Raw genomic sequence first — 21,483 nt, forward strand, 5'->3', positions numbered from 1 at the left:
TAAAGGAGTGCTTATATGCTGCATAGAATGAATGAGAAGATCAAAACGATTGAAGTCCCTGGAATTCGTGTGTTTTCAAATAAAGTGGCTCAAATGCCTGAGGGAATTAATTTAACTATTGGTGAGCCGGATTTTCCTACACCACAAAAGATAAAAGATGCGGGGGCTACTGCGATTGCCAATGATTTGACCAGTTATTCTCACAATGCAGGCTTATTGGAATTACGAAAAGCAGTATCATCATTTTTTGAGGATACGTATCATTTCCATTATGATCCTGAAACAGAGATCGTTATTACTAACGGTGCTAGTAGTGGTATCGATGCTATTTTTCGCTCTATTTTAACGGAAGGTGACGAAGTAATTTTACCTGTACCGATCTATTCTGGATATGAACCTATCATTCATTTATGCGGAGCAAAAGCAGTTTACCTAGATACAACTACTACTAACTTCCTGCCTGATCCCGAGCAACTGGAAAAATTAATATCAAATAAGACAAAAGCAATTGTTTTTAATTATCCTTCCAATCCGACAGGCGCAGTTATCGACAAAGAACGAATGGATAAACTTGTGCAGATCATTATAAAACATGAAATTTTTATTATTTCAGATGAGATTTATAGTGAAAATACTTATAAAGGAACTCATGTTTCATTCGGTTCATATTCTGAAGTACGTGAACAGCTTTTCCTAGTTCATGGATTGTCCAAGTCCCATTCAATGACGGGCTGGAGATTAGGATTTGTTTTAGGATCAAAGAAAGTCATGGATCAAATACTAAAAGCACATTTATCAAACTCTATATGCGCCTCCTTGCCAAGCCAATACGCCGGGATTGAAGCGTTATCTAATTGCCGCAATGTGCCTAATGAAATGAACAAATCATATATAAAACGTCGCGATTATGTGTATAAAAGATTAGTAGATATGGGGCTGTCTTTAGCAGAACCTAAAGGAGCATTTTACGCCTTTCCGTCCATTAAAAGTACAGGTTTGACTTCTTATGAATTTGCTACAAAATTATTAAACAGTAAGCAAGTAGCAGTTGTACCTGGCAGTGCTTTTACACAGTATGGTGAAGGATTTATACGGATCTCTTACGCTAATTCAATGGAAAATTTAATAAAAGCGATGGATCGAATCGAGGATTTTGTAAAGAGCCTATCTTCTGCATTGGACAAATAATTATTTCATGTGAGACTTGCACGCTATTGCAATGGAAATTCAATAGCAAAACAAGTCTCTTTTATTTATATACGTCGGAATAATAAATGTATAAATGTGGTATAATTAATATATAATTGAAAAGTTCTAGAAAACTTCCTTACCAATGAACAGACTATGAGTCATCATCCTAACTTTTCGGAAGGGGATGCAATAGATGAACATGTATACAAATATTCTAGTGGCAGTAGACGGTTCAAGCGAAGCAAAACTTGCGTTATTGAAGTCAATCGACCTTCTCAAACATAAAGAACGTGCAAAACTGCATATTGTGCACATCATCGATATAGGTTTTATTGGAGAAGATGATGTATCCTATTTGGATAGTGAAAGACAACGAATAGAAGAGTTGCTAACTAGTTATAAGTTACTTGCAAAAGACGAAGGTGTTGATCAAGTAGAAGTGTATATCAAAAATGGTGATCCAAAAGAAACCATTACTAAGGAAATTGCCCCTTTCGTTAAAACTGATCTCATCGTATGTGGCGCACAAGGTATAAAAAATGCTGAACACTATTTTCTCGGCTCTGTGTCTGAAGCAATTGTTCTGACAGCCTCATGCGATGTATGGATTAGTCGTAAGAAATAAATAATATGGTCTACGCAAGAGTAGAGACGCACTCTTACACAGGCCATATTTGTCACTTCTTTTCTACAATTTCTAACCCTTTTTGTTCCAATAAGTATTGAAGAGCTGCTCGGAAATTAATATACACTCGAATTTGACTGAAATCAGCTACATTCGATAATATCAATTGCTGTGCAAATGTAGATGAAAACCCTACAAATATTGTTTCCGTGCCCATCAGGCTTAGTATATTCACTAGCTCATTAATCTGTCTGCTTAAACTTTCATACCCCATATTATTTTCAACTTCTAGTGTGCTAATATCAGTAAAATCCAAAATGGCTGTATATACATTATTATCTGCAATTCTTCGGACAATTTTTTCTTGGATGAGCATGAAACGTTCTACGGAAAGTACCCCGGTTATAGGTACTAAAATCGTATCGGGTACAATAGATGGTATAATCGGCGCAGATAATTCTTCTATTAACTTTTCATAAACAACGAGTTTCGCTTTTAGTTCATGAAGTTCTTGTGTTGCGTTATGTAATTCATTCATTGCATTGTCCCACCTTTTCTAGTTCAGGTAATCTATTATTTTCGGTACGTATTTTATTTCATTATAACATATACGCATTTCTCAAGTTGTACATTTAATTACGTTGCATAAAATCCAAACCTGATCACATAATCTATTCCCCTCAAGATGTTATTAGCTGAATAAAACTACATGTAAAAAGACTACATCCCCTAAATAATTATAGGTTTTGGGATGTAGTCTCTTTGCTTGAATTCGCCAATTACTTTTCTTCCATCCATGCTGGCTTACCGAAACCTTTGAATTCAGAGTCGATTACGGCTAAAAACTCTTCAGATTCTATAACTTCAATAATATCTTTAGCAAATTGTTTATCTTTGTTTTCCGTTTTCACTGCTACGACATTCCGGAAATGATCCGGCATATTTTCTAAAGCAAGTGCACTCAACAAATCCATATCTGCCGCAATAGCGAAATTTCCAGGTACAGCTGCTAGGTCAGAGCCTTCCACTGAACGCGGTAATTGACCTGCTTCGATTGGCTGAACGACTAAGTTTTTAGGGTTTTCTACAATATCTTTTTCAGATGCTGTCAACTGATCAATTTCGCCTGCCATCTTCACTAACCCAACGTCTTCCAAAACATACAATGTTCTGGCTGCATTTACCGGATCATTCGGAATTGTTACGGTTGCTCCGTCCTCGATTTCATCTAATGATTTATATTTATTTGAATAAATCCCAAGAGGCGCTGTCGGTACAACGATTAGTTCTGAAATATCGATTCCCTTTTCTTCTACTGTGTTCTCTAAATATATACGATTTTGGAACAAGTTTGCATCGATATCACCACTATCAAGTGCGACGTTCGGCTGAATATAATCACTGAATTCTGTAATCTTTACTTTATATCCTTTTTCTTCAAGACCCGGCTGAATCGCTTTTTTCACCATGTCACTGTAAGGACCAGCTGTCGCACCAAACGTAATAGTTTTATCATCATTTGACTTTTCCGTCGTTTTCTCTCCACCACCACAAGCTGCTAAACCCGCTACTAACAGTGCTAGCAATAACGACAATACAATCTTCTTCATCATCCATCTCTCCCCTATTATCTTTTATCTATTACTTTTGAAACTCGATCTCCACTAAATTGGATCAGTTGTACTAATATAATTAAAATAGCGACTGTAACGAGCATGATGCTGTCATCGTATCGGTAATAACCAAAACGAATAGCTAAGTCACCGATTCCGCCGCCGCCAACAAAACCAGCCATAGCTGAGTAGGCTACTAGATTAATCAATGTAAGCGTCAAGCCTTGAATAATACTGGATTTCGCTTCCGGTAATAATACATTCCAAATAATCATCCAAGGCGAGGCTCCTGTCGAAATTGCCGCTTCAATAACTCCTTTATCAATTTCACGCATAGATGTTTCTACTATTCGCGCAAAGAACGGGATTGCTGCAACAGAAAGTGACACACTTGCTGCTGTCGGACCAATTGTACTGCCTACAATCAATTTCGTTAACGGAATAAGTGCAACGAGTAATATAATGAATGGAATGGAGCGGATCACATTAACGAAAAGACCGACAACTGAGTTAATCGCCCGATTTTCTAAAAACAATCCTCTATCAGTTGTAAACAACAAAACACCTAGCGGCAATCCGACAACTAGCGCAATAGAAAGAGAAATTCCGATCATATAAAGAGTTTCCATAAAAGCTTTTGTAATGTCAGGCATTAGCTCCATAATATGTGCTATATCAATCATTTTGTCGGATCACCTCTACTTGTGCATTTTGTTCAGCGATATATGCGATTGCACGTTTTATTTCTTGTGGATCCCCTTGCAATTCCATTAAGAATATACCAAGCGCCCGTTCTTGTATGTATTCAATCGATCCATGTAAAAAGTTCCCTCTAACTTTGTACTTTTGCATGGTGTCTGAGATTACCCCCTCCATCGCAACTGCACCTTTAAATGTCACTTTGATCATGGTGCCAACGAGTGAGAACACAACACTATCCGGAATATCAAACGACACTACACTGCTAATAAATTCTTTAGTCAATGGTTGTACAGGATTGGAGAAGATATCGTATACTTGTCCTTCCTCTATCACTTTACCATCCTGCATAATAGCCATCCGATCACAAATTTCTTTCACTACATTCATTTCATGTGTGATTAAAACGATTGTAATATTTAATTCTTTATTAATCTTTTTCAGTAAGCGTAAAATTGACATTGTTGTATTGGGATCCAATGCAGAAGTGGCTTCATCGCAAAGTAATACAGATGGATTATTCGCAAGAGCCCTTGCAATGCCTACACGCTGTTTTTGTCCGCCACTCAGTTGAGCAGGATAGACATTATGTTTATCCGCTAAGCCAACCATTTCTAGCAGCTCCATAACACGTTCTTCAATTTTTGAAGATGGCATTTTTGCTGCTTGTAAGGCGAATGCTATATTTTCAAAAATAGTCTTTTGACTAATTAAATAAAAGTGCTGAAAAATCATCCCAATTTTTAATCGTGCTTGACGAAGCTGAGCACCCTTTAATTTTGTTAAATTTATATTATTGATCAAAATCGTACCGCTCGTTGGTCGTTCCAATAAATTCAAACAACGAATCAACGAACTTTTCCCGGCGCCAGAATAACCGACAATACCAAATATTTCTCCAGTCTTGATGTTTAGTGAGACGTCGTCTACGCCTTTTACCACTTTTTCTTTTGTCTTATATACTTTAGACAAGTTTTGTATCTGGATCATGTCTTCCCTACTTTCCTTATGTTAAATTCGTCCGTTACAGCATTACTGAATATTTCCTTGTATTAAAAAAACCTCTCTCATTTTCGCTAATGAAAGAAGTACTGGTATGGTAACAGCTTATCTCTCAGAAGAAACATTCTCTGAAGGAATTGGCACCTTCCTTGTTGCATACAAGGGGTTGCTGGACTTCATCGGGCCTTTTCCCTCAGTCACTCTTGATAAGAAACTCTATGTAATTGTAATCGTAGCACTTATAATAGTTTGAATTCATTCAACTGTCAAGTACATGCCTATTTGGCAGAAGACAAATAAACGTCATTCTATTGAAAAATCTGTGATACTCTATATATACTGAATGTTAACACTACATCTAGAAAGAAGGAATAGAACATGCTACGGTCCAACCGGTTACAAAAGCTCCCCCCGCATTTCTTTAGTTTATTATTGGATAAAGTAGAAAAGGCTATGGCTGAAGGTAGAGATATTATTAATTTAGGACGAGGAAATCCAGACCAACCGACACCACAACACATCATTAAGGCACTGCAAAAAGCTGTAGAAGACCCAGCCACTCACGGTTACTCGCCATTTCGTGGAACGATCGAATTACGTCAGGCAGTGGCAGAATATTATGATCGCGAATACGGTGTAGTAATTAATCCAGAAACAGAAGTAGCTGTACTGGGCGGTACAAAAATCGGCGTAGTAGAATTGCCATTAGCCATAATGAACGAAGGAGATCTATTATTGCTACCAGATCCAGGCTATCCAGATTACTTATCCGGAATCAGTCTGGCAGATATCCGTTATGAAACGATGCCACTATTAGAGAAGAATGGCTTCTTCCCTGACTATGATGCGTTGCCAGATGATCAGATAAAAGATGCTAAACTGATGTATTTAAATTATCCCAGCAATCCGACCGGTGTTACAGCAACACCAGAGTTTTATGAAAAAACTGTCGCTTTCGCCAAACAGCATTCTATTGCTGTATTGCAAGACTTTGCATACGGCGGCATCGGTTTTGAAGGTCAGAAACCAATTAGCTTTTTACAAACCGAAGGAGCTAAAGATGTAGGAATCGAGATGCTGTCGCTTTCTAAAATGTACAATATGGCAGGTTGGCGTGTAGGATTTGCTGTAGGGAATTCAGAAATTATTGAAGCGCTAAATATTCTTCAAGACCATTTATTCACAAGTATTTTCCCAGCAGTTCAGCGTGCAGCAATCGAAGCTTTAACAGGCCCACAACAATGTGTCGAAGAGTTAATCGCACTATATCAAAGCCGTCTTACGGTTTTGCTAACAGAATGTGAACGTATCGGTTGGGACGTAACAGCGCCTACTGGATCATTTTTTGCTTGGCTTCCAGTTCCGGAAGGTTTTACAAGCGAGACATTCGCTGACTTATTACTGGATAAAGCCGATGTTGCGGTTTCAGCAGGCAATGGGTTCGGCATACACGGGGAAGGTTATATTCGCGTTGGTTTATTAGAAAGTGAGGAGCGCATACAAGAAGCCGTTCGTCGTATTGAAAAGCTCGGTTTATTCAAATAAATGTATATAGTGTAGAAAAGGGTAAGCCTGTTCATTGTATAAAGGAAGGAATTGTATTTTGGAAGTGAGGTAAGTGACTCTTCTTTCGTGGTGCAGAAAAAGAGTGTACGTGTTAGGATTCTCCCTACAGAACCGGACGCTTTCCTGAGAGTCCACCGCGTCCCCTCCGGAAAGCGTATCGTCTGGAAGCGCAAACCGTAAGACACTCTAAGTTAGCCTCTCTCTTTTCAATCGCCATACTCAAACTCGTTTTTAAATAAATCAAAGAATGGATTATACATACTATAGTTAATCATCAAGCATCTAAAAAAGTCTCTCTATCATTTCTAAAATGAAAGAGAGACTTTTTTAGTATTTATCGATTTTACTGAGCTGTTTTCAGCTCATCAAGTAATGCACGTACTTCATCGGTCGATTGGGTGTTCATTAATTCATTTCTAAGCTCTGCTGCCCCTCGGAACCCCTTCACATAAATCTTAAAAAAACGACGAAGCGGTTTAAAAAGACGCGGTTCAAGCTCTGTCGAGTATTTATCAAACAGATCTAAATGTAGACGTAACAGATCAAGCAATTCTTCACTGCTGTGTTCTTTTTTTTCTAACTCAAACGCAAATGGATTGCTGAAAATTCCGCGTCCGATCATGACACCATCGACTCCGTATTTTTCAACCAATTCCAGCCCCATTTGACGATCGAGAATATCCCCGTTAATAGTCAACAGCGTATGAGGTGCTACTTCATCACGAAGTTTTTTAATCTCCGGAATCAATTCCCAATGCGCTTCTCCGTTACTCATCTCTTTACGCGTACGCAAATGAATGGACAAATTGGCAATGTCTTGTTCAAATACATGACGCAACCACTCCCGCCATTCATCTAACTCTGTATACCCGAGACGCGTCTTGACGCTGACAGGCAATCCACCGGCCTTGGCTGCTTGAATGATCGCAGCTGCGGTTTCCGGATGATTAATGAGCCCGCTCCCTTTTCCTTTTGCCGCCACGTTCGGCACTGGGCATCCCATATTAATATCCAAACCTTTAAAGCCTAATTTCGCCATTCCGATACTCATATCCCGAAAGTGTTCAGGCTTATCTCCCCAAATATGCGCAACAATTGGTTGTTCATCCTCTGTAAATGCTAATCGCCCACGGACACTAAAAATTCCTTCGGGATGGCAAAAACTTTCCGTATTCGTAAATTCAGTGAAAAACACATCAGGACGTGCGGCTTCACTTACTACATGACGAAACACTACATCCGTTACGTCTTCCATTGGTGCTAATATAAAAAATGGTCGTGGTAATTCACGCCAAAAGTTTGTACTCATTACTTATTTCAAATCCTCTCATCGTAACTTGCATCGTGCCTACGTACAATCGATGCCAGTCATTCTATTATACAAAAAACATCAATATATTCCACTATCTTTGATACGGTGATTTCAAATAATCTTCAATTGTTACAGTCCCTAGTTTTCCTTCTTCTATGTTATGATGAAGTCAAATTTTTCACTACGGAGGATATTATGAAAAAAGTTGCTGTGATACAAGATTTGTCATCATTCGGGAAGTGTTCTTTAACGGCAGCTATCCCTGTACTATCTGTAATGGGTGTACAAGCATGCCCTTTACCAACCGCTATACTTTCTGCCCAAACAGAATACTCAAGCTTTTTCTGTGAGGATCTAACAGCGAATATGCCATTTTTCATTAACGAATGGCAGAATTCACATGAACACTTCGATGGAATTCATACGGGATTCATTACGGGAAAAGCGCAGATTGTCCACATTCTAAATTTCTTGGACATTTTCCATAATGCAAATACAACTGTACTTGTCGATCCTGTAATGGGTGATCGTGGAACTGCTTATACGAATTTTGATGAAGAGTTATTAGCTTACATGAAAATATTAGTGAAACGAGCAGATATCGTAACACCCAACTTAACAGAGTGTTGCCTTCTAAACGGATTATCTTATCAGTCGTTGGAACGTTATGTAGAGGAAAAGGACTTTTTGAAGAAAGTAGAAGAAGCAGGCATGCAACTGGCACAGGAAACCGGTGCACAAGTGATCATCACCGGTATCAGCCCTCCCTCCAAATCGCCAAGCGCACAATCGATCGGTAATATGTACATCGGTAGCTCGTCTGCTGTTTATAGTTCAATCCCATATAACGGGAAAAGCTACTCAGGTACTGGTGATTTATTTGCATCGATTATGATGGGAAGCCTCATGCGCGGAGACAGTCTTACCGAAGCTATAGAACTGGCCGAAAAGTTTTTAACTGTCTCTATTGAAGACACCGCGCTAGAAGGTTCGTCTACAGTAGCGGGCGTTAATTTCGAAAAGTTTTTGCGGTTATTGTTGTAAGTATAAAGAGATGTAAAATAGGCTCTTATATGAATGAGGCAGAGAAGCCATTCGTTCCCATAAAAAAGGGGAATTCAGAAAGTCAGGTGTTACCGAGTTTCTGAATCCCCTTTTACTTGTACATCGTACTTAACTCACGCTAGTTTCTTTTCATTTTTATCAAATTCCTTACGTTTAATTGTTCCCCAAGCATGACGACCCCGTCTCATTTTTACTATTCCTTCGACACGATACAGTACGGTTAATTGACGATAGCCCAAGTTTTCCAGGAATGCGAACAACACTAGTCGCAGCGTACTTTTCAAAGTCGTATAATGTCGGAACGAAATCTGCTCCAACAAAATACTGCCAATGGATAAAGTAGAGCCCAGCAAAAATGCAATTAATAAGTAAATTAAGAAACTATTAAACTCCAGTAAGCCGAATAGATAGGCAAGTGGGATAAATATAAAACCTAAAAACTCGATAATCGGTCCTATTAGCTCGAAGATCCAAAAACTCGGAAGAACAATCATTCCTATCGTGCCGTATTTAGGATTCCCTACCATAGATTTATACTGTAACAAACTATCCATTAAACCAATCTGCCATCTTCTGCGCTGCACCCTCAAATCAGCTAATGACTCAGGAACTTGCGTCCAACAAATAGGATCCGCTAAAAATGTAATTTTATATTTCCTTTTTTCTTCACGCATCTTCTTGTGCAGTTTCATAATAATATCCATATCCTCACCAATAGTATTTACTTTATAGCCACCGCATTCTATAACTGAGCTTTTTCTGAAGGCGCCAAATGCTCCTGAAATAATCAAGACAGAGTTAATCGTACTGAAACTAGTACGACCTGTTAGAAACGCCCGTAAATATTCGACTACTTGAAATTTTGCTACCATACTTTTCGGCGGGTGGGATTCGATTAATTTCCCCTTATGAATGATAGACCCATTGGATACTCGTACTATACCACCTACAGCAATTGTTTTCGGTGTTTCCACAAATTCCATTGTTAACTTAATCAATGCATCATTTTCTAACACTGAATCTGCATCTACACTTGCAAATAGAGGATATTTAGATAGGTTGATTCCTGCGTTTAACGCATCTGCTTTTCCTCCATTGACCTTGTCTAGTAACAATAGCCGTTCATATTTTGGATTGTAATAGACGCCCAGTACTTCTTTCGTTTGTATACTTACCTTTATCGGCATATTTACTTTAACTAATTCGAATTCTTTTACGATCTGCGCTTTAGTCAAATCCGAAGATCCATCATTGACCACGATAATTTCATATTCATAGTAGTTCAATGCTAGCATAGAATGTATATTATCCACGATTGTTTTTTCTTCGTTATATGCAGGAACAATGATTGAAATGGGAATCATATTTTTGGAATTAATATATCTTTTATAATCAGATGACTTCAGCTTTTTAAAGTATCGAAACAAGTCTAAAACAGATACAAGGAGCTGGCCATTGTAAAAGATATTAATCGCTATCGTATATACCATACAAAACAAACTGAAGTAGAGAATAAAATTTTTAAGAAGCGACATAAACATATTACCACCGACTTCCTGTTTGGTTTTCTGTTACGCATTCCTCACCTTTCCATAACAGCAGCAATCGCCTCACGAGAATATCGATCCTCATCTCCAACTAGCTGTTGTGCGTAATATTTCCCACCCGGTAAAGAAACCAAGGCATGTGCGGCATTATTTCTAACCCACCACTCTCCATCTCTCGTTGCATTCGCGAGTGGTTCGTAACTACGATATGTCCCAAAATCCCCGAGACCTTTAGCAGCTGCAGCCCGCACTTCCCATTCTTTGTCATGTAGCATGTTGATAATATCGTACTCGTAATCGGGATTTCTCAATCCGCTCAATGCCCGGATGCAAGCAATTCTCAGCCCAACAGTATGGCTCTCTAAATACTTTATATATGTCTCAGCAAGCGACTCATAATTCCCTGAAGCGGCAGCCTTAATCAAAATAGCTTTAACATATTCATCGCTTTCTTCAATAGCCTGCTTGATGAGTGATTCCTTCGCTTCTTCAGAACCATTAAACTGTTCAATTACTTCAATAATAGATCTAAAGGATAAATTGATCTTATTAGAATCTACTACTAATATTTTGATCAAGCGTTCAGCATCTCCTAACTTTGCCAATGCCAGTAAAACGTTATAGAGAACCTCATTGTTAGGAATCGTATGCAATTTATATAAATCAGCTTCTGTCGAATATATGCGCAAGTCTCCAATTTTCCGGCAAGCAATCGCTTTGTTGTAGTACCTTTTTGCGGATAAACTTTTAACCAAATAGTCTGTAATGCCTGTTTCCTCATACAATCCCATGAGTTGTTTTGGATGATTATCTATAAATTGTTCGCCATATTGTAGCACTCTTTCGATTAATTGTTTTTTCTTGAGTGTGCTATCACCTATATACTTGTTAATTTCTCGAATGACTCGATGCTTGTGGTGATCTTCTGACTCGAAATAACATACTAGTCTAGCATCTAAAAAATTATTGATTTTCTTGTATTTCGCCTGGCTAATTATGCTGTATAACCAAGTGATAAATATCGCAACAATAAAAGTTACAATTAACGTGACGGAGACGGCGAGTAATATAAAGGCTTCATTCGTCATGATCATCTCACCTCTTACTAATAGTTTGAGTAAATTTCTTTAACGTTTTCATAACTTGTCTTTTTGCGAGAATGTATCGTTGGTTCATCCCAAGTATGCCATGAAAATGTTCGATATCCGGTGGAAGTCACACTTTCTGGAAATTGATAGTCTACTTTATTTGTCTCTTTATTCATCACAACTACTGAAGGTACAATCCCATCTGTCATTTTCACTGATAAACTACTTTTTGAGCTTAAATGAACTCCTTTACTTTTTTCATCATCAAGCACAAGCATATTAGATGGGTCTGTGAAGTTTAATCTCGCCCACGGAATTCGTAGATGAAGCGTATTCCCATCGAAATAAAAGTGATTATTACTCGTCTCAAAATCGCCCTCTATCAATGTCGAACCATCATCAAGCACTGCCGGAATTTTCGCACCAGACTTTGCAATATAGCCTTTGGACAATTGTCGTTCCATCTTTTCATACAGCCCAGTTGTGGACACTGCAGAATAATAGGAACCTTTCGCTGAATTGTACGTAGGGATAACTAATAACTGCGCTTCAGATAGCCCCTCAATAGCTATGTTAAATTCTGCACCTGACCAATTTTCATTTATATCCGGAGCTAGCATATACTCTCCATTTTTTCTATCCATTGTATCTAGATAAATCATCAGCTTTTGATCGTCAAAATTGGGTAATTTATTTAACTCTACCTTCATATGAAAATAGGTTTCATCAGTAGTTAACGAAAGTGCATGCAGAAATTCCGTTCCCCTGAGATTCAAGGAATAACTCGTCGGCATTGGTGCATCTGAAGCCAAAATTCCGTAATTTTGTGCGGGATCAATCGTGTTATGCCATAATACACCGCGTGAGTGAGGAATCATAAAATTGGCTGACAGGTCACTACTTTTCCCCCATTCATCTGACCACTCATACAACAGACCCCCTAATGCCCCACTATCTTTTATTATCTGTATTAATGAAACTAAACCATCCGCCTGCTGTTTCTCTGTGATGGAATTCGCTGTAGAAATTCCGAATTCACTTATTAATAGCGGATGAATGCTATGGGATTTCAACTTATTTATATACTCTTTATAGCGTAAAAATGATTCTTCTTTATACAATTGATCGCTGTTCGTTAAGCCTGCTGTATTCGGATATACATCGTATGCACTGAAAAAACCGCTTTTTATTTCTTCAGTCGCTACTATTTGATTTAAATCAATGGCCGATTCATTTATCGACATAAGTGGACTGTATTTATTCAAATAAACTGCGTCCAATTCCGGTGTATTCACCACTCCAATCGGATGTTGCATTTGATAATGCTGTTGTTCAAATGACACTACTTTATCACTAAGAGACGCTAGCCACTTTTCAGTTATTGTCGCCTTTTCTGTAGCTCTTACATACTCACCATTCGTGAATACTTTTGAATGCTGTCCGTTTATATTGGAAACATTTTCCGCGTGTATATGAGAATCAATCATATAACCTACTACATAACTCGATACGTCACTCATGTACACCTCTTCGTCTACGTCATTATTTTTTCGAATGCGCAAATTCCCATGAATCGCATGAATCGTCTCTTCAATAACTTGTGAGAAATTTTCCTGTACCCGATTCGTCAAATAGTGTCCAGGTTTAAGGAGCCCTCCTATAGAAATACTTTGCAACAAGTACAATTTTTCATCAGTATGTTGATAATTATACGTATCCAATGCTTGATAAAAAGCAGGCGGCATCAATTCATATACCCGAATCGTGTTTGCATTCATAGCACCTATTTGATCAAACCAGTTGCTATAAAACGCTTGATCTGTAGGCAGAGAGTCTTTCGTACTGCCCGGGACCGATGAGCCTATATTGACGCCTTTCACATAGAATGACTTCCATTTATTACGGTGGTAAACAGTGAATTGCTGTTTATCAACTTTCGACATGAGGCGGGTGCCTTCTGAATCCAGTTCATCGACGGTTAAGAACTTATCTTGATCTAGAGGCTGTATTTCCTTTAACGTTTGAGATAGAAGCGGTACGTAAAAGTGCCAATAAAAGTACGATAAATCGCCTTCTTCATTCACACTAAAATATTTATAAATACTTGGTGCACCTATGAAACTTTTAATCTTTTCCGGCGCTCTATAATCTGTAAAGTCTCCTGCAAAATACAAAGAGTATTGATTGCCAGAACGATGCTCAATAATTGCTGGGAATGTGCTTTCAATACCAAATGGTTTTAATTGATTTTCTCCTTTTTCCGTTAATTGTATGTCATATGAAGCAAGTATTTTAGAGTCCTTGTTCGGTTCGATAAATTCAAACCAGTTATAATAATCGACAATTTCAGTTTTGTACGTTTTTTTTGCTTCTTCTGACATAGCAATCGTAATCGATTTTCCAGTAAAGTCGATACCGCGTTGCAATACGACAATTCTATCGTTTCCTGCAATGACAATTCCTCCACCTGTCAGATTCCATCGCTTGCCATACTGTTGCTCATAAATATTTCGAATCCACTCGGGTACATCTTGCTTCGATGTTAAATCAGAAAAGAACTTCCCTGCAACACCGGTGAAATTTAGTCCGAAAATCGTTTCTAACTCTTTTGACACGCTCTTCGTTGTTGGATCTCCCGCAATATTGTATTCGCCGATAATAGTAGTGCCCCGTGCGTAGTAAGTCGATACGAGACCTACCTCTTCTTTCGTTAATCCTGAAACTCCTGTTGCTTCTTCCCCACCCACTTTTGATTTTCCCGTTCCGTACATATCAGATAAATAGAGGACATCTGGAACAGTAGACAACTTTTCTAATGGACGATTGACTAGTTTACCTTCTTCAAGAAAGTTTCCATAATAATCTTTTTGTTCTTTATATGTCTTTTTAGATATAGAATTTTTAATTTTCCTATGATTGACTATCCAGTACAAACCGCGCTGTTTACTATAGTCCAAACTTGTAATAACACCTGCTTGATCTGTCTGAATCGGAAAAGTTTTATTGAGTACAACAATAGTTACATAATCACTCGGTTTGAGGTACCAAATTACAAATGGAGTAACAAAAATAATGACTAGTAGAAATAAAAATACATACCGTTTTTTTATCTTCTTTTTCATCACTCGACCCCCGATCTTCACTGACTACCATCTTTCTCCAATAGTTCGGCCATGCCTTTTTGCAAAATATAATAAGAACTCTTCAATCTTTCATGGTATTTCGGTTGTTCCCAAGAATCCCAGACATATTCTTTCATATCTACATCATGTAGCTCATTTGTCGAATCTTCTTTCACTACTATCATGCCCATGTTCAATCCAGTCGTTCGTATCGGAGCAATCAGTCCATTGACATGCATATCATCTATCACCATTTTTTTTGAAGGATCCATAACATTCAGTAACTGCCATGGAATTCTGATTTCCAGATGTCCATCTGCATAATAGAAATCGCTTAAAGAATTAAATTTTCGATGTGTCGGATCTGAAATACCATATACTAACTTTCCAGTCTCGTAGCCAGTAAAAGGAATGACAGTATTCTCTATCGGAATGACAATTTTTTTATTTAATGCTAGTCGAATCGGGTTAAATATACCTGAATTCTTCTTTTGAAATGCACTATTTTTTTCGATCAAATCTGTCAGAATCGCATAGCGGAAATAGTAATTGTCATAATACGCATCTACTAGCAGTCGCGTGTCATTCAGTCCATGAACTTTTAACACAAAGTCCGCTCCTTTATTGAATGTCATGTCGTAGTTTTGATATGTCGTGTTTCCTTGTCCATTAATCGTATCTATCGGTATGATCAAGAGGTCGTTATAGAAGTCGTAGTTTGTAGCATCTACTCGTATATACACATACGCTTCATCACTTTTTACAAACATTTGTTTTCGATCGTCTGTATAAAATAATGAATCAGCCGTCCAATCCGAAACTTTTCCATCAATGTCTGTACGACTTGCAGCTTCTCCAGGGTCAAACGCCAGCAGGCCAAAATGTTGTTCATTCGTCTGCGTATTCGACCAAAACGGCCTGGAATCTCTTACATCCAAGTCGTTATTATTCCACGTTCGTTTGAACCATTCATCCTGCCAGGAAAACGCAATACCACCAGCTAAATCTGCCGTATGCATATCACGTAACATGTGCAACAACATTTCTCCTTGGGTTACTTCATCAATGAACCCTTGGTTAAAACCGGTCACCCTGTTTTCATGAGCTTTTCCTCTCGATGCAGGAATACCGAATTCAGATATGACAATCGGCATAGAATGAAATGATTGTAAGTCTTCTAAATAGGCTAAATATGGATTCGGTTTTCCGTCCGTTCCTATATACGTTATATAGTCCGTTTGAAAACTAAATGAGTCTGGATAATATGGATATACATGATAAGAAACGAACATTCCCGGCTTATAACTTTCGTGTGAAAAAATATGCTCTACATTTACTTCTACCAAATCCTCATTTACATAAGGTTCATTAGGATGAGTTAATGGATCCGTCGTGACCCAATTTGAAAAAGCCACTGGTCTTTGCAAGTGAAATGCAGTCGATTCATATTCAATGATCTGATCGCCCATCTGTGCTAGAAATACTTCAAATGGTGAAGCATCTTTCGTGTAAAGATATTTCCCTTCATATGTCATTCGTTCGGGATTATTTTCGTTTGTATTACTAACAAAAGATGGATCCCATTCAATCCCAAGTATCCATCCGATGACATATTCCGATATATTAGTAGTATACGTTCCATCTGCATTGCCTTTACTAAGCGGTAAATACTTATTGCCATGTATAATATCCACGATATCTTTTCCTGAACTAATCACATCATTTACTATTTTATTTTCTTCTCCAAACGCATCTTCAATCGTTGCAATATCATTTTCATTGATCCACACTCCATGAATCACGTAGAGAGGAGTCTTTCCCTCGTTTTCCCGCTGCTGATTAAAATCGAATAAGGCATTGTAAAACTGGGGTCTTAATATGGTATACACTCGAATCGTGTTAGCATTCATTTCTGTAATATAAGTAAACCATCTGAAATATTCATCGTATGTAATGGCAACTTCACCGGGAAACGCGCCAGGCTTACCCGCTCCCACATTCACACCTTGTATGAATATCTCATTCCACTTGCCATCACGCAGAACTGATAATCTATTGCCTGTCGCTTTGCTTAAAAAATGTATATTTGTATTTGCGCGGCTATCATCGACGTTATCTACATATGTGTTTTCAGAAACTATTTCACTGCTTTTCCATCCAGCTATTATAATAAGTAATGAGAGCATGACCCAAAGTACTACTTTGTATTGACGTTTCATATTGAACCCACCTCCTATTAGCTGAATTTTCAAAACATTTAAGTATTAATACCCCTTTTAGAGTATTCGAAAACATAATATTTCATAAAAAACAATATAAAAAGACTATAAAATTTGTGTTTAAAATTAAGTAACATAAAAAATAACTATATATGGATATATTTTACTATAAAATAAATTTACATATTATAGTAGTTTAGATTCTCCTACCTGTTGATTAACAATACTATGAATAATCCATTCATCTAAAAGCAAGTTAGGTGATAGAAATAAACATGCGACTATGGTGAATGAATGGAATAACGCTGACTTAGCGTGTCTTGCGGCTTACGCTTCCAGACGATACGCTTTCTCTCAGGAGAATCCTAAACGATACACTACTTTACCGCACAAAAAGAGGCCATCCTAGAAAGTCAGTAGTTACTGACTTTTTGGATAGCCCTTTACATTCCAATTACATACTAGCTCGCGAATTTGCAGATTATTTCAAATCCATCCAACTATCATAGTAATGAATGGCCATACCGTTAAAAGCAGGATGATCTTTATAATGCTCGTACACTTTATTAACCTCACTAGTTAAGTAATCTTTACCTTCTTCGTAAAAAGTTAAATATTTTGATTCATCGTTGAGTTTACCAGTCTCAACTGCGATAGTAGTTTTTACATTATGTTGTTCAAATATTTTCATCTGTGCCGCTGAGATCGCTATAATCCCGTCATTCCCATTAGAACCGTTTGCAGAATCCCGATAAGCCATAATCGCGATATTTTCGACATGATTACTTAGGAACTCTGCAATATTTCCTTTTCCATAGACATTATTGTACATTACACCGTAGTACCAAAACGGGATATCCAATCCGAACTCCATTCCCATCGAATCTGCATGTTCTCTAAATGTAACGACCATTGCTTGGTAATTCTTAAAGAAATTATTTACTCTCTCTTCGTATTTCGGGTGTTGATAAGGCTCTACATCCAAATGAATACCTACAAATCTCTCACTCGGTGATGCTGCCTTCTGGTAGTTTACTAACCATTCCAAAAATGCTTCTTGCTGACTTATTCCTTTTTGACCGGCAATCCAAGTAGGTGCCCCGTCCAATGCGTGAACTTGAATTCCATTGGTAGCCGCTTTGTTTATAAAGTACTGATAATAAGGTAATTCTACTTTTTCATTTATTTGTAAGTAGACATCACTTACGTCATGCTGAACTAAATTACTAATGACTATGTCCGGTTCAGATACAATCTTCGCAGTATCCCATAGCCATGTGGATAAAGGAATTTTTGGTGCTTTCATGTCCATCCAACTTCCGTAGTGATGAATAGCGATACCATTAAATGCAGGGTGATTCTTATAGTTTTGATACACAGCATCTAATTGTTCGTAAAAGTATTCTTTATCTTCTTCATAAAAAGTAACATATTGTGAATCGTCAGTTAAACGTCCTGTTTCTACCGCAATCGTCCCTTTTACATTATACTTCTCAAATAAATCCATTTGTGCAGAAGCGATTTGATTGATCCCGTCATGACCGTTGGAACCATTGGCTGAATCACGATATGCCATAATCGAGATATTTTTAACATGTTGGCTTAAAAACTCAGCAATATTCCCTTTTCCGTATATATTATTATATGTTACACCATAGTACCAAAATGGAATATCAATGCCGAATTCCAATCCCATAGTGTTCGCTATTTGCTCGAATTGCACAATCATCGTTTGATAATTCTTAAAGTAGTTATTTGGATTTTTTTCATAGTTCGGATGTTCATACGGCTCGACATCAAGATGTATCCCCACAAAACGTTCATCACTTGACACTACACTTTGATAATTTACTAACCAATCTGTGAATACTTGTTGCTCGTTTATCCCTTTTTGACCAGCAACCCAACTAGGTGCACCGTCTAAAGCGTGGACTCTAATTCCATTACTAGACGCCTTACTGATAAACTGTTGGTAATATGCAGTTTCTATAGTAGCGTTTACTTGAAGGTAAAGATCACTTACCCCTTCATTGACCAAATTATGAATCACTTCTTCTGACTCTGACACAATCCTTGCAGTATCCCACAACCATGTAGATAATTCATTTACATGTTGAAAATCATGCTTTACAGCAGTTGCCATTGTAGCTTTTGGCAATATACTTACTATCAATAACATTACACAGAGAACTTGGAATATCTTTCTCATCACCAGCACTACCCTTCTATTTTATCTAGCTACACGTTATAGTCATTACATAAAATTATTCAAAATAAAAACACAGTTCGGCGTGCACACCGAACTGTGTTTTTTATTGCACAATAAAACAAAGTGAACTTTATTGTTTTCATTGCGCATTTCGTTCGGTAACTGGCTGCCATAGTTTTATACGTTAGGCCCTATAGTTTTGCGTCGCTGCCTTTCGACAGGTTTGCTATTATCGCGAATTATTCTATTTATTTTTCATGCACTCTTCCGCTTACATAACGAGTTTTCTATACATTAAGTATAAGTCTATTTCAACTATATGTCTATATTACTCTAATTATTTTACCCTAATTTGTTAACAAATTGTGTCTAGCAGTTTTTTATTATGATTTTTACAATCTTTATCTATTGACATATTTAAGGGTATCATAATTTATTTCTACCTTTTATAGGTTGTTATATTATTTATTTTCATTAGATGTGATAAAACATGGATTTAATTCCACTTTATATTTATGTTCTAACATTTATACATTATAAAAGTAAAAAAGAAAAAGAGTATGGAGTTTTTCAACTTCATTCTCTTTTTCTTTCTATGCATATTTGTGAATATGTCGTTCTAAAAATTAGAATCTAGTTTATCGGCGTGCGACTTTTTCATTACCTAGAGCTTTCATTAAGGAAATAACCATCAACAACATGACAAACGAAAAAGGTAAAGCCGCTATAATGATAGTATTTTGTAATGCCGCCAAACCACCTACCCATAGTAAAATCAATGCTATAGATGATTGAATGACTCCCCATATAATCTTCACGCTAGTGGGCGGTGTCAACGATCCGTAAGTCGACTGCATTCCAAGAACAAACGTTGCAGAATCCGCACTAGTTACGAAGAATGAAGCGATTAATAAAATGGCGATGATTGAAATTACAAAAGACCATGGCATTTCATTAAACATCTCAAAAATCACAAGTTCTGTAGACGAACTAGCTATATCAGCAACACCACTACGCTGCATATCAATCGCTGTCGTCCCGAACGTCGAAAACCAAAACGAACAGAGTAATGTGGGAACGAGAAGTACACCGACCATAAACTCACGAATTGTACGACCTTTAGATACACGAGCGATAAACATACTGACAAACGGTGCCCACGAAATCCACCATGCCCAATAGAAAATCGTCCAATCGAATAGCCATTGCTGATTGTTTGCATTCAATGGCGCTGTTCGAAGGCTCATCTCCACTAAGTTACCAATATATCCGCCAAACGATTCAGTGAACATATTCATAATTAAAAGAGTAGGTCCTAAGATCACAACGAATGCCAAAAGAACAACAGCTAAGACGAGGTTTGTATTCGATAAATACTTAATGCCTTTGCTGAGTCCCGACCAAGCAGAGGCAACAAACAATACTGTAACGACTGCAATAATAACGAATTGCGAAGTGGTTCCAATAGTAATACCAAATAAATAATTGAGTCCTGCATTAATTTGAACAGCACCAAAACCGAGTGTGGTGGCAACCCCAAACGCAGTCGCAAAAACCGCAAGAACATCTACGAATATTCCCCAAGGACCATCCATTCTTTTGCCAAAAATCGGTTTCAATGTTACTGAAATTAAACCAGGTGAGTCTTTGCGGAATTGGAAATAAGCAAGTGACAATGCGACAACTCCATACATAGCCCACACGTGGAGACCCCAGTGAAAGAAAGATTCTCGTAATCCTTCTTTAAATGCTTCGTTTGTGTTAGGTTCTTTAGTAGCCGGACTGATAAAATGTGACAACGGCTCTGCTGCACCATAAAACACTAACCCAATACCCATTCCCGCCGAAAATAACATGGCGATCCATGTTATAGTAGAAAAAGCAGGACGATCACTGTCTTTTCCTAATCGAATTTTGCCGTACGGGCTAAATATGAGGAAGATACTTAATAGTAATAAAGAAGACAGCAATAGTAAATAATACCATCCAAATGAGGAGGCGACGAAGTTTTTTGCTGTTCGCGTAATTTCCTCAAAGCTTTCTGAAGCGATTACTCCATACCCTACTGTAATAATAATTAAAGCGATAGTAATATAAAAAACATTTGATATTTTTCTCATGTTTCTCCTTTCGAATTGAGGTTACTTTTTCGTTTATGAACGATTATATACTATACACATTGATTATGAAGAAAGCAAAGAAAGAATAAGCAGAGTATATTTCAA

The 21,483-nt window shown here is 37.6% G+C and carries 15 protein-coding genes and 2 riboswitches; of the genes, 4 read left to right on the top strand and 11 right to left on the bottom strand.

From position 1 onward, the window contains the following. The first annotated feature begins 15 nt into the window (after positions 1–15). Both DV702_RS10975 and DV702_RS10980 read left to right on the top strand, forming a co-directional pair. The gene (locus tag DV702_RS10975; RefSeq protein ID WP_114924797.1) at positions 16–1,188 is read left to right on the top strand and encodes an aminotransferase class I/II-fold pyridoxal phosphate-dependent enzyme; all 1,173 of its coding nucleotides are present in this window, start codon (positions 16–18) and stop codon (positions 1,186–1,188) included. Positions 1,189–1,384: 196 nt separating this feature from the next. Beyond that, complete coding sequence (locus DV702_RS10980; protein ID WP_114924798.1) at positions 1,385–1,816, top strand: universal stress protein; 432 nt, start codon at positions 1,385–1,387, stop codon at positions 1,814–1,816. 52 nt (positions 1,817–1,868) lie between these two features. Here the strand turns inward: DV702_RS10980 and DV702_RS10985 are convergent, their stop codons facing one another. The 4 genes from DV702_RS10985 to DV702_RS11000 form a co-directional block, all read right to left on the bottom strand. Beyond that, positions 1,869–2,354: an STAS domain-containing protein gene (locus DV702_RS10985; RefSeq protein WP_240315603.1), complete on the bottom strand. Its 486-nt coding sequence runs from the start codon at positions 2,352–2,354 to the stop codon at positions 1,869–1,871. Positions 2,355–2,595: 241 nt separating this feature from the next. Then, positions 2,596–3,426: a MetQ/NlpA family ABC transporter substrate-binding protein gene (locus tag DV702_RS10990; protein WP_114925914.1), complete on the bottom strand. Its 831-nt coding sequence runs from the start codon at positions 3,424–3,426 to the stop codon at positions 2,596–2,598. Positions 3,427–3,443: 17 nt separating this feature from the next. Then, positions 3,444–4,112, bottom strand: a complete 669-nt coding sequence (locus DV702_RS10995; RefSeq protein WP_114924799.1) for a methionine ABC transporter permease — start codon at positions 4,110–4,112, stop codon at positions 3,444–3,446. Then, a complete protein-coding gene (locus DV702_RS11000) occupies positions 4,105–5,118 on the bottom strand; it encodes a methionine ABC transporter ATP-binding protein (RefSeq protein WP_114924800.1) in 1,014 nt (337 codons plus the stop codon). The genes DV702_RS10995 and DV702_RS11000 overlap by 8 nt, the downstream gene beginning before the upstream one ends. Before the next feature lie 114 nt (positions 5,119–5,232). Continuing rightward, positions 5,233–5,343: riboswitch (SAM riboswitch) on the bottom strand. 165 nt (positions 5,344–5,508) lie between these two features. On the opposite strand from DV702_RS11000, the gene DV702_RS11005 reads away from it, so the two are divergent. Further along, positions 5,509–6,675: a pyridoxal phosphate-dependent aminotransferase gene (locus tag DV702_RS11005; protein ID WP_114924801.1), complete on the top strand. Its 1,167-nt coding sequence runs from the start codon at positions 5,509–5,511 to the stop codon at positions 6,673–6,675. Positions 6,676–7,039: 364 nt separating this feature from the next. Here DV702_RS11005 and DV702_RS11010 read toward each other — a convergent pair whose 3' ends face one another. Further along, a complete protein-coding gene (locus tag DV702_RS11010; RefSeq protein ID WP_114924802.1) occupies positions 7,040–8,005 on the bottom strand; it encodes a tRNA dihydrouridine synthase in 966 nt (321 codons plus the stop codon). Between the two features lie 198 nt (positions 8,006–8,203). Here DV702_RS11010 and DV702_RS11015 point away from each other — a divergent pair, with 198 nt between their 5' ends. Continuing rightward, positions 8,204–9,052 carry a pyridoxamine kinase gene (locus DV702_RS11015; RefSeq protein ID WP_114924803.1) on the top strand — a complete coding sequence of 283 codons (849 nt, stop codon included), beginning with the start codon at positions 8,204–8,206 and terminating at the stop codon, positions 9,050–9,052. 134 nt (positions 9,053–9,186) lie between these two features. Here DV702_RS11015 and DV702_RS11020 read toward each other — a convergent pair whose 3' ends face one another. The 6 genes from DV702_RS11020 to DV702_RS11045 all read right to left on the bottom strand — a co-directional run bounded on the left by DV702_RS11020 (position 9,187) and on the right by DV702_RS11045 (position 21,378). Then, positions 9,187–10,563 (bottom strand): glycosyltransferase family 2 protein, encoded by a 1,377-nt coding sequence (locus DV702_RS11020; RefSeq protein WP_240315604.1) that lies wholly within the window; start codon positions 10,561–10,563, stop codon positions 9,187–9,189. A gap of 92 nt (positions 10,564–10,655) precedes the next feature. Further along, positions 10,656–11,708, bottom strand: a complete 1,053-nt coding sequence (locus DV702_RS11025) for a HEAT repeat domain-containing protein (protein WP_162805786.1) — start codon at positions 11,706–11,708, stop codon at positions 10,656–10,658. A 17-nt stretch (positions 11,709–11,725) separates the two neighbouring features. Continuing rightward, positions 11,726–14,830, bottom strand: coding sequence for a hypothetical protein (locus DV702_RS11030; protein WP_114924806.1), 3,105 nt, complete (start codon positions 14,828–14,830; stop codon positions 11,726–11,728). Between the two features lie 17 nt (positions 14,831–14,847). Beyond that, positions 14,848–17,049 (bottom strand): family 2 glycosyl transferase, encoded by a 2,202-nt coding sequence (locus tag DV702_RS11035; protein ID WP_114924807.1) that lies wholly within the window; start codon positions 17,047–17,049, stop codon positions 14,848–14,850. A gap of 481 nt (positions 17,050–17,530) precedes the next feature. Further along, a complete protein-coding gene (locus tag DV702_RS11040; RefSeq protein WP_162805787.1) occupies positions 17,531–19,258 on the bottom strand; it encodes a hypothetical protein in 1,728 nt (575 codons plus the stop codon). Between the two features lie 154 nt (positions 19,259–19,412). Continuing rightward, a riboswitch (cyclic di-GMP riboswitch) is annotated at positions 19,413–19,496 on the bottom strand. Positions 19,497–19,896: 400 nt separating this feature from the next. Continuing rightward, positions 19,897–21,378 carry a glycine betaine uptake BCCT transporter gene (locus DV702_RS11045; protein WP_114924809.1) on the bottom strand — a complete coding sequence of 494 codons (1,482 nt, stop codon included), beginning with the start codon at positions 21,376–21,378 and terminating at the stop codon, positions 19,897–19,899. Positions 21,379–21,483: the final 105 nt, after the last annotated feature.

The organism is Sporosarcina sp. PTS2304, assembly GCF_003351785.1.
Classification (GTDB): domain Bacteria; phylum Bacillota; class Bacilli; order Bacillales_A; family Planococcaceae; genus Sporosarcina.